The 17756-nt window shown below is 72.0% G+C and carries 14 protein-coding genes; 8 read left to right on the forward strand and 6 right to left on the reverse strand.

Annotation, left to right across the window (positions count from 1 at the left end):
* The first annotated feature begins 89 nt into the window (after positions 1 to 89).
* From OG858_RS16535 to OG858_RS16550, 4 genes are all read left to right on the forward strand, one after another.
* A complete protein-coding gene (locus OG858_RS16535) occupies positions 90 to 440 on the forward strand; it encodes a hypothetical protein (RefSeq protein WP_328545331.1) in 351 nt (116 codons plus the stop codon).
* 297 nt (positions 441 to 737) lie between these two features.
* The gene (locus OG858_RS16540) at positions 738 to 1541 is read left to right on the forward strand and encodes an endonuclease I family protein (RefSeq protein ID WP_086746455.1); all 804 of its coding nucleotides are present in this window, start codon (positions 738 to 740) and stop codon (positions 1539 to 1541) included.
* Between the two features lie 155 nt (positions 1542 to 1696).
* The gene (locus tag OG858_RS16545) at positions 1697 to 3970 is read left to right on the forward strand and encodes an ArnT family glycosyltransferase (protein WP_319064891.1); all 2274 of its coding nucleotides are present in this window, start codon (positions 1697 to 1699) and stop codon (positions 3968 to 3970) included.
* 173 nt (positions 3971 to 4143) lie between these two features.
* Entirely contained in the window at positions 4144 to 5634 is a 1491-nt protein-coding gene (locus OG858_RS16550) for an FG-GAP-like repeat-containing protein (RefSeq protein ID WP_256960804.1), read from the forward strand.
* Positions 5635 to 5853: 219 nt separating this feature from the next.
* On the opposite strand, the gene OG858_RS16555 is transcribed toward OG858_RS16550, so the two are convergent.
* The gene (locus OG858_RS16555) at positions 5854 to 6762 is read right to left on the reverse strand and encodes an alpha/beta fold hydrolase (protein WP_327724092.1); all 909 of its coding nucleotides are present in this window, start codon (positions 6760 to 6762) and stop codon (positions 5854 to 5856) included.
* 105 nt (positions 6763 to 6867) lie between these two features.
* Here OG858_RS16555 and OG858_RS16560 point away from each other — a divergent pair, with 105 nt between their 5' ends.
* Positions 6868 to 7482 (forward strand): TetR/AcrR family transcriptional regulator, encoded by a 615-nt coding sequence (locus tag OG858_RS16560; protein WP_327724093.1) that lies wholly within the window; start codon positions 6868 to 6870, stop codon positions 7480 to 7482.
* Positions 7483 to 7537: 55 nt separating this feature from the next.
* Here the strand turns inward: OG858_RS16560 and OG858_RS16565 are convergent, their stop codons facing one another.
* Both OG858_RS16565 and speB read right to left on the reverse strand, forming a co-directional pair.
* Positions 7538 to 9229, reverse strand: a complete 1692-nt coding sequence (locus OG858_RS16565; RefSeq protein WP_327724094.1) for a thiamine pyrophosphate-binding protein — start codon at positions 9227 to 9229, stop codon at positions 7538 to 7540.
* Positions 9226 to 10278 carry an agmatinase gene (gene speB, locus OG858_RS16570; RefSeq protein ID WP_319263558.1) on the reverse strand — a complete coding sequence of 351 codons (1053 nt, stop codon included), beginning with the start codon at positions 10276 to 10278 and terminating at the stop codon, positions 9226 to 9228. The genes OG858_RS16565 and speB overlap by 4 nt, the downstream gene beginning before the upstream one ends.
* A gap of 173 nt (positions 10279 to 10451) precedes the next feature.
* Here speB and OG858_RS16575 point away from each other — a divergent pair, with 173 nt between their 5' ends.
* On the forward strand, positions 10452 to 12041 hold the full coding sequence (locus OG858_RS16575) for a PucR family transcriptional regulator (RefSeq protein WP_327724095.1): 1590 nt from the start codon (positions 10452 to 10454) through the stop codon (positions 12039 to 12041).
* Between the two features lie 98 nt (positions 12042 to 12139).
* Complete coding sequence (locus OG858_RS16580; protein WP_086748781.1) at positions 12140 to 12934, forward strand: phosphatase; 795 nt, start codon at positions 12140 to 12142, stop codon at positions 12932 to 12934.
* Positions 12935 to 12957: 23 nt separating this feature from the next.
* Here OG858_RS16580 and OG858_RS16585 read toward each other — a convergent pair whose 3' ends face one another.
* From OG858_RS16585 to OG858_RS16595, 3 genes are all read right to left on the reverse strand, one after another.
* Positions 12958 to 13836: an acyl-CoA thioesterase gene (locus OG858_RS16585; RefSeq protein ID WP_319064899.1), complete on the reverse strand. Its 879-nt coding sequence runs from the start codon at positions 13834 to 13836 to the stop codon at positions 12958 to 12960.
* Between the two features lie 84 nt (positions 13837 to 13920).
* Positions 13921 to 15078, reverse strand: coding sequence for an acyl-CoA dehydrogenase family protein (locus OG858_RS16590; RefSeq protein WP_086747145.1), 1158 nt, complete (start codon positions 15076 to 15078; stop codon positions 13921 to 13923).
* Positions 15079 to 15402: 324 nt separating this feature from the next.
* The gene (locus tag OG858_RS16595; RefSeq protein WP_086747146.1) at positions 15403 to 15999 is read right to left on the reverse strand and encodes an SACE_7040 family transcriptional regulator; all 597 of its coding nucleotides are present in this window, start codon (positions 15997 to 15999) and stop codon (positions 15403 to 15405) included.
* A 106-nt stretch (positions 16000 to 16105) separates the two neighbouring features.
* Here OG858_RS16595 and OG858_RS16600 point away from each other — a divergent pair, with 106 nt between their 5' ends.
* Positions 16106 to 17722, forward strand: coding sequence for a carboxyl transferase domain-containing protein (locus tag OG858_RS16600; RefSeq protein WP_328544763.1), 1617 nt, complete (start codon positions 16106 to 16108; stop codon positions 17720 to 17722).
* Positions 17723 to 17756 lie beyond the last annotated feature (34 nt).

Genomic DNA, 17756 nt, shown 5'->3' on the forward strand with positions numbered 1-17756 from the left:
GAGTGGACCGGGCACGGCGAGCGCGATCGCCCCTTGGAAGACGGGCGACCGCCCCTTGAGGTTGCTCGCTGCCGGATAAGTTGGGCACCCTGCCGTCCGCTCTTGTCATCGGACACGACCCGCAGGCGGTACCCGGCGTCGACGAGGAAGCCCTGCGTGCGGCCCTCGACGCGGAGTTGGCCCGGTTCGGCGCCCCCGGCATCGACGCGGCCGCGGCGCCGGCCGGGTACGACGAAGCGGCCGAGCCCACCGTCGTCGCGGCCCTGACCGAGCGTCCGTGGGACGTGGTGGCCGTCGGCGGTGGGATCCGCGAGGCGGGGCCGCTGCTGCTGCTCTTCGAGCAGGTCGTCAACCTGATCCGCCTCCACTCTCCCCAGGTCGCCATCGTGTTCGACACCAGCATCGCCGACAGCTGCGAGACAGCTGGGCGCCGCCTGTGAACTCCGACGGGCCGACCGGCGGGCCGGCCGCCGGCCCGACCGGCGAAACACGGGCGCAGCACGCCTGATTCCGCACGTCAATTGGGGTCTCCCCTCGCGTCGGGGCACGCCGAAGAGGCTGGGGGCACGGGGGTTGTGCCGTTAGTCATAACGTCACCGAATCGCCTTCCCTTCGTAACACACGGACTGACCCGTCCATGCCAATCTCTCGGTTACCCACACAGTCAACCCGCGTAGAACGAGGCTCCCCGAAGCAACTCCTCGCGCTGCGCGGCCCTCTGGGAAGGGACACCCCTCATGCCCGCTGCGCGGATACGCAGTTGGAAGTCGGTCGCGCTCGCGACGTCGGCCGTGCTCGTCGGTATCGTCCTCCCGGCGGCCACCGCCAGCCCCGCCTCGGCGACGACGACCGCCTACGACAGCACGTACTACAAGAACGCGATCGGCAAGACCGGCACGGCCCTGAAGTCCTCCCTGCACACGATCATCAGCCCCCAGACGAAGCTGTCGTACTCGGCTGTCTGGGAGGCCCTGAAGGTCACCGACCAGGACCCGAACAACAGCAGCAACGTGAAGCTGCTGTACAGCGGCATCTCGCGCAGCAAGTCCCTGAACGGCGGCTCGACCGGCAACTGGAACCGCGAGCACGTGTGGGCCCAGTCCCACGGCGACTTCGGCACCTCCGCCGGCCCGGGTACCGACCTGCACCACCTGCGCGCCGAGGACGTACAGGTCAACGCCCGGCGCGGCAACCTGGACTTCGACAACGGCGGCAGCAGCTTCACCAACAGCGGTGGCAGCCTCGTCGACTCGAACTCCTTCGAACCCCGCGACGCGGTCAAGGGCGATGTGGCCCGCATGATCCTCTACATGGCCGTCCGGTACGAGGGCGACGACGGCTGGCCCAACCTGGAGCCCAACGACCTGGTCACCAACGGCGGCACCCGCTTCCACGGCCGCCTCTCCGTGCTGAAGACCTGGAACGACGAGGACCCGCCGGACGCCTGGGAAGAGCGCCGCAACGACCTCGTCTACAACAACTACCAGGGCAACCGGAACCCGTTCATCGACCACCCGGAGTGGGTCGAGGCGATCTGGTAGACGCCCGCCGAGCGCGGCGAACCCCCGGCCCGCACGGGCCGGGGGTTCGCCGTTCGCACAGCGCCACGTCCCCTTTACCCGCCCCTGTGCGAATTCACAGGCGGCTGCCAGGCACGCCACAGTGCGCGCCCATGCCGCCGCCGCACGGTGCAGTGGTGACATCTGCCACCGATCCACGTCCCCGCACCTGCGACAGCGCCGAGCCGGTCCCGACCCCGTCGGCGCCGGCCTCCGAGCCGCCACCGCCCGCCACGCCCGTACAGCCGCCGCAGGCCGCGCCACGCTGGTCGCTGCCCGCCCTGCTCGGGATCATGGTCCTCGCGGCGGTGCTGTACTCCTGGAACCTGTCCTCCTCCGGCCTGAACAGCTTCTACAGCGCGGCCGTGCTGAGCGGCACACAGAGCTGGAAGGCATGGTTCTTCGGCTCGCTGGACGCGGGCAACTTCCTCACCGTCGACAAGCCGCCGTTCGTGCTGATGGTGATGGGCCTGTCCTGCCGGATGTTCGGCTTCGGAACGTGGCAGATGATGGCCCCGCTGATCGCCTCGGCCCTCGGCACCATCTGGATCCTGCACTCCTCGGTGAAGCGCGTCTGGGGCCACGGCGCGGCGGCCGTCGCCGCACTCGTGCTCGCCCTCACCCCCATCACGGTCGCCATCAACCGCGACAACAACCCCGACACCCTCCTCGTCTTCCTGATGGTGGCGGGCGCGGCCCTCGCCCTGCGGGCCGTGCACAACGGCAGGCTGCTGCCGCTCCTCGGCTCGGCCGCCTGCTTCGGCCTCGCGTTCAACACCAAGATGCTCCAGGGCTACATCGCCCTGCCCGCCGTATTCGCCGTCTACCTCTACGCGGCGAACACCGGCCTGGTGAAGCGGATCGTGAACCTGCTGTTCGCGGGCGTGGCCCTGGCCGTCTCCAGCTTCTGGTGGGCGGCGGCCGTCTCCCTCGTACCCGCCGACGAGCGGCCGTACATCGGCGGCTCCACGGACGGCACCGCCTGGAACCTGATCATGGGCTACAACGGCCTGGGCCGGATCCTCGGCGGCGAGGGCAACGGCGGAGGCGGGGGCGGCGGAGGCGGCGGCTTCTCCGGCACCGCGGGCCTCGGCCGGATGTTCAACGACACCCTCGGCGGCCAGATCTCCTGGCTGCTCCCCTTCTCGGCCATCGCGCTCATCGGCGGCCTGGTGCTGCGCGGCCGCGCCCCGCGTACGGACCTCACGCGCGCCGCGCTGGTGATGTGGGGCGGCTGGACCGCCCTGCACTACCTCACCTTCAGCCTCGCCGAGGGCACGATGCACCCCTACTACACGACCGCGCTCGCCCCCGGCATCGCGGCCCTCTGCGGGGGCGGCGGCCTGATGCTGCTGCGCGCCTTCCGCACGGACAAGCGGTGGCTGTGGGTGCTGCCGGCCGCGTTCGCGGTCACCGGTGTGTGGGCGGTCGTGCTGCTGCGCCGGGCGACGGACTGGAACACCTGGCTGTGGCCGGCCGTCGCGGTGGTCATGGTGGCCGCGGTCGTGGGCCTGATCGTCTTCCGTTCCGGCGGCTCCGGCAACCGCGTACGGCTGCTGGCCGCCTCCCTCACCGCGGCGGTCGTCGCCTCGGTCGCGGGCCCGGCCGCGTACGCCGCCACGGAGATCTCGGGTACGGGCGGCGGTATGGGCGGCACCAACCCGACCGCCGGGCCCACGACGGGCGGCGGCATGGGCGGCTTCGGTGGTGGCGGTGGCGGCAATCGCGCGGGCGGCGGCGGTCCTGGTGGCGGCGGGTTCCCGGGCGGCGGTCAGAACGGGCAGGCGAACGGGCAGGCCAACGGGCAGACCGGCGGTCAGACCGGCGGGCAGCAGCAGGGCGGCGGTCAGATGGGTACGCCCCCGAGCGGCGCACCCGGCGGCACTCAGCAGAACGGGACCCAACAGGGCGGGCAGAGCAGCGGTCAGGCCCCGCAGGGCGGCACGAGCGGCGGCCCCGGTGGCGGCATGGGCGGCGGCGGTGGTGGAGGCGGCATGGGCGGCGGCGCCGACAGTGAGCTGATCTCCTACCTGAAGAAGAACCAGGACGGCGCCAAGTGGCTGCTCGCGGTGTCGAGTTCGCAGAGCGCGTCCCAGCTCATCCTCAGCAGCGGCGAGCCCGTCATCTCCATGTGGGGCTGGTCCGGCAGTGACCAGGCCATGACCCTCGCCAAGCTCAGGGAACTGGTGAAGAACGGCGAACTGCACTACATCCAGCTCGGCGGCGGCATGGGTGGCCGAGGCGGCGACTCCGGCCTCAGCTCCGAGGTGACCGCGTGGGTGCAGGAGAACGGCACCGCGGTGAACACGAGCGAGTACGGCGGAAGTACGACGTCGGACTCGGGTGCCACCTCCGGTGAGAACAACCAGTCGTCGAGCGTCTACCGCCTGGACGCGTCGGACGTGAAGTAGGCACCGGCCCGTACCTCACCCGAGAGCCCCTGGACGACATCACGTCCAGGGGCTCTCCGTCAGTTACCCATCCATGACATTCGAACGTACAACCGGTGAAGCCCTATCGGAGTCGGACTACATGGACGCGGCGCCTCCGCCACGCCGGACCCCACGACCCGAAAGGCACGTGCATGTCACCAGCACGAGCACGACGCAGCACCCACGCGGCACGGCTGAGCGCCCCCATGGCGGCAGTGGTGCTGCTGACCGGCGGCCTGACCGCCTGGTCGCTCGGCCCGGCCTCGGCGGCCCCCGCGAAGGTGGGCGTGGCGGACGACTTCAACGCGGACGGGTATGCCGACCTGGTCGTGGGCGCCCCGAACGCCAAGGTGTCCGGGAAGGCCAGGGCGGGCTATGTGGCCGTCATGTACGGCTCGAAGAGCGGGGTCTCCACGGCGAAGAAGAAGCTCGTCAGCCGTTCGACGAGCGGCGTGCCCGGCTCCGCCACCGCGAACCAGCGTTTCGGCTCGACGTTCACCAAGGGCGACCTGGACCGGGACGGCTACGGCGACCTGGTGATCGCGGGCGGCCCGGCGGGCTCCGTGATCCTCTGGGGCTCGGCCTCCGGGCTGACCGGCGGTACGAGCATCGCCAAGTTCGGGGCGGCCCCGCAGGCGGGCGACTTCGACGGCGACGGCAAGACCGACCTCGCGCTCTTCTCCGTGCAGGACATCTCCGGCGACGACCCCGAGGGTGCCCCGGCGGCCCTGTGGAAGGGCCCGATCTCCCGCGCCGGCAAGCCCGCCGCCGTCCTCCCCCTCCTCGACAAGTCCCTGTGGTGGGGCTGGTACGAGGACGACGCCTCCTGCGCCACCGGCCACGGCTGCGAGAACGGCCCCTCCTCGATCACCGGCCCGGTCGTCTCCGGCCAGGTCGGCGACGTCAACGGCGACGGCAGGGACGACCTGGTCCAGTGGCACTACACGGGCGACGGCACCTGGGGCAACCGTCTGCTCCTGGGCGGCGCTTCGGGCTTCACCCGCGGCTTCGTGCCCGGGGACGACACGAGCCGCGACCCGGCCGGCACGGGCATCGGCGACGTGAACGGTGACGGCTACGACGACGTGGTCGTGGGCGCCGAGGGCTGGTCCGACCAGGTCCGCGTGGCCTACGGCTCCCCCACCGGTACCTCCGAGTCCAACGTCCAGACCTTCGACCAGAACCTGCCCGGCTTCCCCGGCGCACAGGAGGACGGCGACCTGGTCGGCTCGGCGGTCTCGGTCGCCGACGTCACCGGTGACGGCTACGCCGACATCGCCCTCGGCATCGCGTACGAGGACGTCGGCACCATCGTGAACACCGGTTCGGTCGCCCTGGTCCCCGGCAGCGCCTCCGGCATCACGGGCGCCGGTACCAAGGTCTTCCACCAGGACACCGCCGGGATCCCCGGAGCCGCCGAGGCGGAGGACAAGTTCGGTACCACCGCGGCCCTCCTGGACCTCAACGGCAACGGCCACCCCGACCTCGCCGTCGGCGCCCCCGCCGAGAACAGCGACAACGGAGCGGTCTGGGTCCTCCCCGGCACCGCCACCGGCCTGACCACCAAGTCGGCCCTCGCGTTCGGCCCCGGCGGTGTGTCGGGCCCGGCCACGGACGCGATGTTCGGCGCGACTCTGCGCTGACCACCGTTCCGGTTCGGCGTGACCGCCGCCGCGCGGTCACGCCGAACCGGTGATACGGCTGTGGCCGTCAGGTCGAACCGGTGATACGGCCGTGGTGTCAGACCGAACCGGTGATACGGCCGTGGTGTCAGACCGAACCGGTGATACGGCTGTGGCCGTCAGACCGAACCGGTGATACGGCTGTGGCCGTCAGACCGAACCGGTGATACGGCCGTGGTGTCAGGCCGTGTGCCGCAGGATCTCCTCGGCCAGACGGGCGTCCAGAGCGGTCGGCAGGGTATGGCCCAGGCCCTCGATCATGACCAGCCGGGCGCCGGGGATGGCGGCGGCGGTGGCCTCGGCGTGCGCGGGCGGGAACATCGGGTCCTCGGTCCCGTGCAGCACCAGCGTCGGCGCGGTGACGGAGACGAGATCCGCCGTGTCGTCCCCGCCGGCCGCCCCGGCGAGCGTGTGGTTGAACCCGGCCGACAGATCGCGCGCCCGCTCGTACACCCGCCGCTCCATGGCCCGGTACTCCTCCTCGTCGAACGGCAGCACCGAGCCGTGCAGCACCCGCCACAGCGGAAGACGGAGGGCGAGATGACCCTCCAGGCCCGCTTCCGGATCGGGGAGGGCGGAGGCGAGCGCGGCCAGCAACTCGGCGCTGGGCGGAGGCAGTTCACCCGCTTCCGGCGGCGCCCCTTCCAGTACCCGCCGCACGACCGCCGCCGTGTCCGTGCCCAGCGGCTGGGACGACAGGCTCGTCAGGGTCAGCACCCGCTCCGGATCGGTGACGGCGACGCGCTGCGCGATGATCCCGCCCAGCGACGCCCCCACGAGATGGGCCCGCTCCACCCCGAACGCATCCAGCACGGCGAGCGCGTCCGAGGCCATGTCGGCGACGGTGTACGGCCGGACGGCGAAGTCGACGACCGAGGACCGCCCGGTGTCACGGTGGTCGTACCGGATCACCCGCCGCCCGCCCTCGACCAACCGCCAAACGATCCCGTCGTTCCACTGCACGCCCTGCGCCTGCGCGCCCATCACCAGCAGCACGGCCGGACACTCGGGGCCGCCGAACTCCTCGGCCCACAGCTCGATGCCGTCCACCCGAACGATCCGCTCGCGGCCGACCAGGTCTTCGCTCATGACTCTATTTTCCTGCATGGTCGTTCAAGATAATGACTCGATGCCGATGCCGCACGGTTTTTTCGAAGTGGACGCCTCGGCACCCCACCCGGCACCCTGATCCCCATGGCCGGGGTCAAGGGACAAGTACAGAAGCGAGGCGTGGAACGCCGTCGCGCGATGGTGGACGCCGCGATCAGGCTCTTCTCCCAGCAGGGCGTACGCGGCACGGGCGTCGCCGCGATCGCCGAACAGGCCGGCGTCACCCCCTCCGCCCTCATCCACCACTTCGGCAGCAAGGACGGCCTGGTCCAGGCGGTCCTTGAGGAGGCCGACCGCCGCGCCCTGGCCCGCCTGTCCGCGACCCCGACTTCCGAGCCCACCCTCACCGAGGCCTTCGACTGGTTCGTGCGCGACGCCGAGCACACGGCCACCACCGAACGCGAACTGACGGCCCTGCACACCACGTTGACCGCCGAGAACCTGGAGCCGGGCACCACCCTCCACGCCTGGTTCCGCGACCGGGGCCGAGCCCTACGCGTCCACCTGACCGCTCTCTTCACCCGAGCCGCGGCCGACGGCACGACCCGCCCCGACCTGAACCCGGCCCTCCTGGCCACCGAAGTGGCCGCCTTCCTCGAAGGCGCCCACCTCCTCTGGCTCCTGGACCCCGACCAGGTGGACCTGCCCACCGTGCACCGCGGCTACTTCGAGGGGCTGGCCTCCCGTCTCCGCCCCTGACATCCGGCCACCGTCGAGGAGAGCCCCCACCGACCCCTCTCCGTACGCGGAGCGGTCAGCCCTCCAGATGCGTCGGCGCGAACATCCGCAGCACCACCGGGAGCACGACCACCGAAGGGCCCGGCGCGGCAAGGGACTTGGCCAGGTCGCCCGCGAGGGTCTCGGGGGTGGTCCGCGTGCCGGGGACGCCGAACGACTCGGCCAGGGCCACATAGTCGGGCCGGGTCAGTTCCGTGCCGGTCGTCTCGCCGAACGCGTCGGTCATGTACTCGCGCAGGATGCCGTAGCCGCCGTCGTCGACGATGAGCCAGGTGACGTCGAGGTCGTACTGCCGGGCCGTGGCCAGTTCGGCGATCGAGTAGAGCGCGCCGCCGTCGCCGGAGACGGCGAGGACCGGGTGGGTGGGGTCGGCCGCCGCCGCGCCGAGGGCCGCCGGGAAGGCGTAGCCGAGGCCGCCGGAGCCCTGGGCGGAGTGCATGGTGTTGGGCCCCTTGGGGTCGAACGCCGACCAGGCCCAGTACGCCAGGATCGTCATGTCCCAGAAGGAGGGCGCGCGCGGCGGCAGAGCCCGTCGGACGGAGGCCAACAGGTCCTGTTCCAGGGTGAGGTCCTGGGCGTCGATGCGCTCGCGGACCTTCCCGAGCACCTCACGCACCCGCTCCGGCGCGGACTCGTCCTCCCGCGTCTCCTCGATCGTCTCCAGCAGTGCCTGGAGGGCCAGGCGGGCGTCGGCGTGGATGCCGAGTGCCGGATGGTTGGACTCCAGCTTTCCGAGGTCCGCCTCGATCTGGATCACTCGGCCCCGGGGCCTGAACGTGTGGTAGTTGGACGACAGTTCACCGAGACCCGATCCCACCACCAGCAGGACATCCGCGTCCTCCAGGAAGTCCGTCGTGTGCCGGTCCTCCAGCCATGACCGGAGCGACAGCGGATGCGTCCACGGGAAGGCACCCTTCCCCCCGTACGTCGTCACGACCGGCGCCGACAGCCGCTCCGCCAGCTGCCGCAGCTTGCCGGACGCGTCCGCCCGTACGACCCCGCCGCCCGCGATGATCGCCGGGCGGGCCGCGGACGACAGCAGGTGGGCGGCCAGCGCGGTCAGTTCGGGGCGCGGGGGCAGCTCCTCGGGGAAGGCGTCGCCGCCCGTCACCACCGGGAGGGACGTCTCGGCCAGCAGCACGTCCTGCGGGATCTCCACCCACACCGGACCGTGCGGGGCGGTCAGCGCGGACTGCCAGGCGGCGGCCACGGCCGAGGGGATCTGGGACTGCGTACGGACGGTGTGGACGGACTTGACGACACCCCTGAACGAGGCGGACTGGTCCGGGAGTTCGTGGAGGTAGCCGCGGCGGCCTCCGCCCAGGCCCGCCGTCGGGATCTGGCTGCTGATGGCGAGGACGGGAGCCGAGGCCGCCGCCGCCTCCTGGAGCGCGGCCAGGGACGTCAGCGCGCCGGGGCCCGTGGACAGCAGCAGCGGCGCCGCCTCGCCCGTGATGCGGCCGTACGCGTCCGCCGCGAACCCGGCGTTGTTCTCCACCCGCAGGCCGATGTACCGCAGGTCGGAGCGGCGCAGCGCGTCGAACAGGCCGAGCGCGTGCTGGCCGGGGAGCCCGAAGACCGTCGTCGCGCCGAGCCCGGCCAGTGTCTCCACGACCAGGTCTCCGCCGTTGCGGCCGGGGGGAGGGTTCAGCGCGGCCTCCGTCTGGGCGGCCGTCGGGCGGAGTACCAGGTCGTGGTCGTGGGTCACTGCGCTGCCTTCTCCTGCTCTTCCTGCTTCGCCCGCGCGATCTGGCGGGACATGATCGTGGTGAGTTCGTACGCCGTGTGCGAGGCGGCCACCGCGGTGATCTCGGCGTGATCGTACGCGGGCGCCACCTCGACGACGTCGGCGGAGACCAGGTTGCAGGAGGCCAGGCCCCGCAGGATCTCCAGCAGCTCCCGCGAGGTCATGCCGCCGGCCTCGGGCGTCCCGGTGCCCGGCGCGTGGGCCGGGTCCAGGCAGTCGATGTCGATGGAGATGTAGAGGGGCCGGTCGCCGATGCGCTGGCGCAGCTGGTCGGCCACCTCGTCCGCGCCCCGGCGGTAGATGTCGGCGGAGGTGACGATCCCGAAGCCCATCTTTTCGTCGTCGGTGAGGTCCTGCTTGCCGTACAGCGGGCCGCGCGTGCCCACGTGCGAGAGGGCCTCGGTGTCGAGGATGCCCTCCTCCACGGCCCGCCGGAACGGGGTGCCGTGCGTGTACTCGGCGCCGAAGTACGTGTCCCAGGTGTCGAGGTGCGCGTCGAAGTGGAGCAGGGCCACCGGCCCGTGCTTCTTGGCGACGGACCGCAGCAGCGGGAGCGCGATGGTGTGGTCGCCGCCGAGGGTCATCAGGCGGGCCCCCGTCCCCAGCAGCTCGTCCGCCGCCGCCTCGACCGTCTCCACCGCCTCGTTGATGTCGAACGGGTTCGCGGAGATGTCACCGGCGTCCGCGACCTGGGCGAGGGCGAAGGGGGAGGCGTCCTGGGCCGGGTTGTAGGGGCGCAGCAGCCGGGACGCCTCACGGATCGCGTTGCCGCCGAAGCGGGCGCCCGGCCGGTAGGAGACACCCGAGTCGAACGGCACTCCCACGACCGCGACGTCCGCCCGGCCCACCTCGTCGAGGCGCGGCAGCCTGGCGTAGGTCGCGGGCCCGGCGTAGCGCGGGATGCGGGAGGAGTCGACAGGTCCTCGGGGCGAGCCGACCGGACCTCGGGACGCGTCGACGGGGCCGTGGGGCGTGTCGACGGGGCCGTGGGGCGTCTCGTTGCTGCTCATGGGAACTGCCTACTTCCTGCATACGCTGTGGTCGGCACGGATGGTTATGCGCTGATATGTGCGACTCGCGTTGACTCTACTGGTGACGAGCACCGACCCTAGGCCGCTGAAAGGCGGCTGCGAAGTGTACGTTCCATCCATTCAAGCCGTGGCTGATGTAAGGAACGCACACCATGCCGGACCCGGCCTCACCCCCCACCCCGGCCGTCCCTCCCACTCCGCCCGTACCCCTCTCGGCCCTCCTCGCCCGCGACGACCTGGGCCTGCGGCAGATCGCCGGGCCAAAGGACGCGGGGACGGCCATCCACTGGGCGCACACCTCGGAGATGTCGGACCCGTATCCGTATCTGCTCGGCGGCGAGCTGCTGCTGACGGCCGGCGTCCACATCCAGGAGGCCGCGGGGTCCGGCACCTACTTCGACGACTACGTCTCCCGCATCGTCGCGGCGGGCGGCGCGGCCCTCGGCTTCGGCGTCGCCCCCGTCCACGACAGCGTCCCGAGGGCGCTGGTCGTGGCCTGCGACCGCTACGACCTGCCCCTGATCGAGGTCCCGCCCCGGACGACCTTCTCGGGCGTCGCCCGCGCGGTCTGGCAGCTCATGGCCCGAGCCCGCCACGCCGAACTCCGCCGTGTCACTCAGGCCCAGCAGGGCCTGGCGGCAGCCGCGTCCCGCCCGGACCCGGTACACGCGGTCCTACGGCAACTGGCCCAGCGGGTCGGCGGCCGGGCGGTGCTGTACGGCCCGGACGGAACGGAACTGGCGACGGCAGGGCGAGGACCGACGCCGGATGCCCTGGCCGGCCTGGCGGCGGTGGTACAGCCGGGTTCCCGTCAGAACGCCGGCCGCCCCTCAAGGGGCGCCGGGAGCTGCGCGGCCGGCCCCGCCGAACCCGCGCCCGCCGACCCACCACAACCCCCTTCCCCGCGCACCTCCACACCCGCCTCCGCCACGGACACGGTCGACGGCACCCACCTCGCCGCCTACACCCTCACCTCCGGGGGACACGGCTTCACCCTCGGCGTGGCCACCCCCCACCGGGACCCCGGCGACCACACGATCGCCTCCGTCGCCGCCGTCCTCCTCTCCCTCCTCACCGGCGAGCAACAGAGCGGCACGGGTGCGGCACGCGTGTCCGCGCTCGTCCGCCTGCTGCTGGGCGCCCCGCCCGATGAGGTGGCCCCCCTCCTGGGCGGAGCCCCCCGCTGGCTCGTCGTGCACGCCCACCCCGCCGAGACCGGCCCTCCCGACACCCTCGCCGCCGCCGCGCTCGGTGCCGCCCTGGGCTCCGCGCTGGTCGACGCCCACGGGGACGTCGTACGCGTCCTCGTCCCCGCCGACCGCGAGGTCGACGCCCAGCCCGGCTGGACGTGCGGGGTGAGCGCCCCCACCGAGCCGCACGCGTGGAAGGCCGCCGACGTACAGGCCGCCCGCGCCCTGGCCCGGGCCAGGGCGACACGGACGGCGCTGGTCCGGCACGGCTCCCGCACGGCCCTCACCGACCTGGTGCCGGCGGTGGACGCGACCGCCCACGCCCAGGCTCTGCTGGCCCCCCTCACCACCGCTCCCGGCGCCCCGGCCCTCACCGAGACCCTGCGCACCTGGCTCTCCCTGCACGGCAGTTGGGACCGTACGGCCGTCGCCCTGGCCGTCCACCGCAACACGGTCCGCCAACGTATCGGCCGGTGCGCGGCGTTGCTCGGCGTGGACCTCGACGACCCGGACGTACGGATGGAGTTGTGGTTCGCGCTGCGGCGGGAGTGACACGGCGGCCGGGGGCCACCGGTCCGTCGCGGAGTGACGCAGGTCGCAGCGGGCGGGACGCCCGCGACTCCCGCTGTCGTCTGCCTCACAATGGACGCATGCCGATACCCGGGACCCCCAGCCGCGCCGAGCTCGTCGAACACCTTGTACGGACGCGTATCGCGGGCGACGTCGCCACGCCCCGCGAGAACAACCTCTCCCACTACCGCGAACTGGCCAACGGCAACCGCCACTACTGGCTCGGCCTGGAGCTCGGGGACCGCTGGACCGACGAGCAGGACGTGCTGGCCGTGATGGCGGAGCGCGTCGGCGTGAACGACGACCCGGGACACCGCTACGGCCAGGACACCATCGACCCGGACCTGACGGTCGACGCGCTGGAGCGCATGGCGGCCCGGCTGCGCAAGGCGGCGGAGGGCGCGCAGCGCGTCCTGTTCGCCACCGGCCACCCCGGCGGGCTGCTCCAGGTGCACCACGAGACGGCGCGGGCGCTGCGCGCGGCGGGCTGCGAGATCGTCGTCATCCCGGAGGGCCTGCAGACGGAGGAGGGGTACGTCATGCAGTTCGCGGACGTGGCAGTCCTCGAACACGGCGCCACGCTCTGGCACACCCACTCCCCCGAGCCGATGCGCGCCATCCTCCGGGGCCTGGAGGGCGCCGGCCGCCCGCTGCCCGACCTGGTCGTCGCCGACCACGGCTGGGCGGGCTGTGCCGGCCAGCTCGGCGTCGACTCCGTCGGCTACGCGGACTCCAACGACCCCGCCCTCTTCCTCGGCGAGTCCGAGGGCACCCTCCAGGCCGTGGTCCCGCTGGACGACCACGTGGTCAGCCCGCGCCACTACGACCCGATGTCGGCTTACCTGCTGGAGCAGGCGGGGCTCAAGGACGGCTAGGCCCCTTCGGCCTGTCGTGGGTCTCAGGGCGTCTTCGGCCTCGGTACGCGGACGACGCCCTCCTGGATCACGGAGATCGCGAGCCGGCCGTCCTGCGTGTAGATCCTGCCCTGGCCGAGGCCACGGCCGGCCGACGCGGACGGCGACTCCTGGTCGTACAGGAGCCACTCGTCGGCGCGGAACGGCCGGTGGAACCACATGGCGTGGTCGAGGGAGGCCCCGACGACGTCGCCGACGGCCCAGCCGCCGCGCCCGTGCGCGAGCAGGATGGAGTCGAGGAGCGTCATGTCGGAGACGTAGGTGGCGAGGACGACGTGCAGGAGCGGGTCGTCGTCGAGCTTGCCGTTGGCCCGGAACCAGACCTGGGAGCGCGGTTCGCGCGGCTCGCCGTAGCGGCCGTACGGCGGGTCGTCGACGTAGCGGAGGTCGACGGCGGCCCGCGCCTCCAGCATCTTCTCCACGACGGCCGGGTCGAGCCCGTACGCCGGGAGCCGTTGCTCGGCGGTGGGCAGGGACTCCGGGTCGGGCGCGGCTGGCATCGGGGCCTGGTGGTCGAGGCCGTCCTCGTACCGCTGGAACGACGCGGAGAGGGCGAAGATCGGCTGGCCGTGCTGGACGGCGACGACGCGGCGCGCGGTGAAGGAACGGCCGTCGTTCATGCGCTCCACGGTGTACACGATGGGCGCGCCGGCGTCGCCGATGCGCAGGAAGTACGCGTGGAGGGAGTGCGGCAGCCGGTCCGCGGGGACCGTCCGCCCGGCGGCGACGAGCGCCTGGGCCGCGACCTGCCCGCCGAAGACCCGGGGGACGATGGCGGGCCGGGACCGGCCGCGGAAGATGTTCTCCTCGATCTGCTCGAGGTCGAGCAGATCGAGGAGAGACTGCAGTGGTACCTGACTCATGGGGTCAGTTGTACTGCACAGTAATTTCCGGGGCCTTACGGACCCGTGTCACAGTCCGTGTGAAGGCCTGCGTGACGGCCCGTGTCACAAGCCCATGTCCTTGGCGATGATCGACTTCATGATCTCGCTGGTGCCGCCGTAGATGCGGTTGACCCGGTTGTCCGCGTACAGGCGGGCTATCGGGTACTCGTTCATGAAGCCGTAGCCGCCGTGCAGCTGGAGGCAGCGGTCGATGACGCGGTGGGCGACCTCGGTGCAGAACAGCTTGGCGCTGGCGGCCTCGGCGGGCGTCAGCTCACCGGCGTCGAGGGCCTCCGTGGCGCGGTCGGCGACGGCCTCGGCGGCGTCCACCTCGGCCTGGCAGGCGGCCAGCTCGAACTTGGTGTTCTGGAAGTGGGCGACCGGCTTGCCGAAGACGACCCGCTCCTGCACGTACTGCTTGGCGAACCGGACGGCGGCCTTGGCCTGCGCGTACGCGCCGTAGGCGATGCCCCAGCGCTCGGAGGCGAGGTTGTGGCCGAGGTAGGAGAAGCCCTTGTTCTCCTCGCCGAGGAGGTTCTCGACGGGCACCTTGACGTCGACGAACGCCAGCTCGGCGGTGTCGGAGGTCTTCAGGCCGAGCTTGTCCAGCTTGCGGCCGACCGAGTAGCCCTCGGACTTGGTGTCCACCACGAGGAGGGATATGCCGTGGCGGCGGTCCTCGGCGCTGGGCGCGTCGGTGCGGGCGCAGACGATCATCTGGTCGGCGTGGACGCCACCGGTGATGAAGGTCTTGGAGCCGTTGAGGACGTAGTGCGTGCCGTCCTCGCTCAGCTTGGCGGTGGTCTTCATGCCCGCGAGGTCGGAGCCGGTGCCCGGCTCGGTCATCGCGATCGCCCACATCTCCTCACCGGAGACGAACTTCGGCAGGTAGCGCTTCTTCTGCTCGTCGGTGGCGAGCAGCTTGACGTACGGCAGGCCGAGCAGCACGTGCACACCGGAGCCGCCGAAGGACACACCCGCGCGGGCGGTCTCCTCGTACAGGACGGCCTCGAACTTGTACGAGTCGATGCCGGCGCCGCCGTACTCCTCGTCCACGCGGATACCGAAGACGCCCAGCTCGGCGAGCTTGTAGTAGAAGTCGCGCGGCGCCTGGCCGGCGGCGAACCACTCGTCGTACACGGGCACGACCTCGGCCTCGATGAAGGCACGCAGGGTCTCCCGGAACGCCTCGTGATCCTCGTTGAACACCGTACGGCGCACCGCCGGCCCCTCTCTGCGCCTAAGCCGGCGCCGCTCTCGCGGGTGTGGTTGCTCGCCGTCGAGGGTTCCTCAATTGATGGTTGCGGCCCCATCGATACGGCTAAGCGCTCGCTCAGACAACCGTACCGGCGGGTAGGCAAGCGCGTCCAGATGGTCGGCCCCGTAACGCTCATCACGCTTTTGACCCACAGCCGAGACCGCCGCCCCGGACCCACGCCGCCAGGGGCGCGGGGAACCGCGCGGCCGGCCCCACTCGACCCGCGGCCCACGACCGCCGGAACCCCACCCCCGAACCCGGCCCACCGGACAGCCGGAACCGGGCGGTCAGCCGGAGGCAGCCGCCTCGAACGCCCCCCGGGCCATCCGGTGCAGCAACCCCGCCGTGGCCGCCCGCCCGGGCAACGACCCCGGCCGCCCCAGATGCGGCGTCGAGTTCAGGAGCCCGAACACCGAGTGCACGGCGGACCGGGCGGCGGGCTCGGCGAGCCCCGGGTGCGCCTCGCGGAGCACCTGCACCCACAGCTCGACGTACTGGCGCTGCAACTGCCGTACGAGCTTGCGGTCGCTGTCGCGGAGGCGGTCCAGCTCGCGGTCGTGCAGGGTGATGAGGGGACGGTCGTCGAGAGCGAAGTCGATGTGCCCCTCGATGAGCGAGTCGAGGAGGGCCTCGGCGTCGCGCCCGTCGGCCTCCGCCACCCTCCGCTTCGCCCCCGTCAGCAACTGCCCGCTGATCCCCACCAGCAGCTCCGCGAGCATCGCGTCCTTGCCCGCGAAGTGCCGGTAGAGGCCCGGCCCGCTGATGCCGACGGCCGCCCCTATCTCGTCGACGCCGACACCGTGGAAGCCTCGCTCGGCGAAGAGGCGGGCGGCTTCCTTGAGGATCTGTTCGCGGCGGGTGGGCGCGTCGGTTCTCGTGGCCATGAAGTCGATTCTAGACAGGGAGGTTAGCGGTCGTTAACCTGACGGAAACGCGTTAACGCTCATTAACAGGTGACCACAGGTGACCACTGGGTGAGGGGACCGCACGATGGACCAGGCACCGGAGCTGACGACCGCGGCAGATCCCGCGGCTCAGGCGTATCGGGCCAACGAGGCCGCGCACCGCGCGCTGGGCGAGGAGCTGCGGGCCAAGCTGGCCGCGGCGCGCCTCGGCGGCGGCGAGAAGGCGCGCGCCCGGCACACCGCACGCGGCAAGCTGCTGCCGCGCGACAGGGTGGACACCCTCCTCGACCCCGGCTCGCCCTTCCTGGAGCTGGCGCCCCTGGCCGCCGACGGCCTGTACGACGGCCAGGCCCCGGCCGCGGGCGTCATCGCCGGGATCGGCCGGGTCAGCGGCCGTGAGTGCGTCGTCGTCGCCAACGACGCCACCGTCAAGGGCGGCACGTACTACCCGATGACGGTGAAGAAGCATCTGCGGGCCCAGGAGGTGGCCCTGGAGAACCGCCTCCCCTGTCTCTACCTCGTCGACTCCGGCGGCGCCTTCCTGCCCATGCAGGACGAGGTCTTCCCCGACCGCGAGCACTTCGGCCGGATCTTCTACAACCAGGCCCGGATGTCCGGCGCGGGGATCCCCCAGATCGCCGCGGTCCTCGGGTCGTGCACGGCGGGCGGCGCTTACGTCCCCGCGATGAGCGACGAAGCCGTCATCGTCCGGGGGCAGGGGACGATCTTCCTCGGCGGCCCCCCGCTGGTGAAGGCCGCCACCGGCGAGGTCGTCACCGCCGAGGAGCTGGGCGGCGGCGAGGTCCACTCCCGGATCTCCGGCGTCACCGACCACCTCGCCGAGAGCGACGCCCACGCCCTGCGCATCGTGCGGACCATCGTCTCCACCCTCCCCTCCCGGGGCCCGCTCCCCTGGTCGGTCGAGCCGGCCGTCGAGCCCAAGGTGGACCCGTACACGCTGTACGGCGCCGTGCCCGTCGACTCCCGCACTCCGTACGACGTACGCGAGGTCATCGCGCGCGTGGTCGACGGTTCGCGGTTCGCCGAGTTCAAGGCGGAGTTCGGGCAGACCCTCGTCACCGGCTTCGCCCGCATCCACGGACACCCGGTCGGGATCGTCGCCAACAACGGCATCCTCTTCTCCGAGTCGGCCCAGAAGGGCGCCCACTTCATCGAGCTGTGCGACCAGCGCGGCATCCCGCTGGTCTTCCTGCAGAACATCTCCGGCTTCATGGTCGGCCGGGACTACGAGGCCGGCGGCATCGCCAAGCACGGCGCCAAGATGGTGACGGCCGTGGCCTGCACCCGCGTCCCCAAGCTGACCGTCGTGATCGGCGGCTCGTACGGCGCGGGCAACTACTCGATGTGCGGCCGGGCGTACTCCCCCCGCTTCCTGTGGATGTGGCCCAACGCCAAGATCTCGGTGATGGGCGGCGAACAGGCCGCGTCCGTCCTCGCGACCGTGAAGCGGGACCAGTTGGAGGCGCGCGGCGAGGACTGGCCCGCGGCGGACGAGGAGTCCTTCAAGGACCCGATCCGCGCCCAGTACGAGCGCCAGGGCAGCGCCTACTACGCCACGGCCCGCCTCTGGGACGACGGCGTGATCGACCCGCTGGAGACCCGCCAGGTCCTGGGCCTCGCCCTGACCGCCTGCGCCAACGCGCCCCTGGGTGAACCCCAGTTCGGCGTCTTCCGGATGTGAGGGGGAACCGATGAATCCGACGAAGCCGATGGAA

Source organism: Streptomyces europaeiscabiei, from assembly GCF_036346855.1.
Taxonomy (GTDB): domain Bacteria; phylum Actinomycetota; class Actinomycetes; order Streptomycetales; family Streptomycetaceae; genus Streptomyces; species Streptomyces europaeiscabiei.

Excerpts from the sequence above, each read along its gene's own strand:
- OG858_RS16540 (WP_086746455.1), top strand. The coding sequence starts at position 738 with ATGCCCGCTGCGCGGATACGCAGTTGGAAGTCGGTCGCGCTCGCGACG.
- OG858_RS16560 (WP_327724093.1), top strand. The coding sequence starts at position 6,868 with ATGGCCGGGGTCAAGGGACAAGTACAGAAGCGAGGCGTGGAACGCCGT.
- speB (WP_319263558.1), bottom strand. The coding sequence starts at position 10,278 with ATGAGCAGCAACGAGACGCCCCACGGCCCCGTCGACACGCCCCACGGC.
- OG858_RS16595 (WP_086747146.1), bottom strand. The coding sequence starts at position 15,999 with ATGGCCACGAGAACCGACGCGCCCACCCGCCGCGAACAGATCCTCAAG.
- OG858_RS16580 (WP_086748781.1), top strand. The coding sequence starts at position 12,140 with ATGCCGATACCCGGGACCCCCAGCCGCGCCGAGCTCGTCGAACACCTT.
- OG858_RS16575 (WP_327724095.1), top strand. The coding sequence starts at position 10,452 with ATGCCGGACCCGGCCTCACCCCCCACCCCGGCCGTCCCTCCCACTCCG.
- OG858_RS16585 (WP_319064899.1), bottom strand. The coding sequence starts at position 13,836 with ATGAGTCAGGTACCACTGCAGTCTCTCCTCGATCTGCTCGACCTCGAG.
- OG858_RS16600 (WP_328544763.1), top strand. The coding sequence starts at position 16,106 with ATGGACCAGGCACCGGAGCTGACGACCGCGGCAGATCCCGCGGCTCAG.
- OG858_RS16555 (WP_327724092.1), bottom strand. The coding sequence starts at position 6,762 with ATGAGCGAAGACCTGGTCGGCCGCGAGCGGATCGTTCGGGTGGACGGC.
- OG858_RS16550 (WP_256960804.1), top strand. The coding sequence starts at position 4,144 with ATGTCACCAGCACGAGCACGACGCAGCACCCACGCGGCACGGCTGAGC.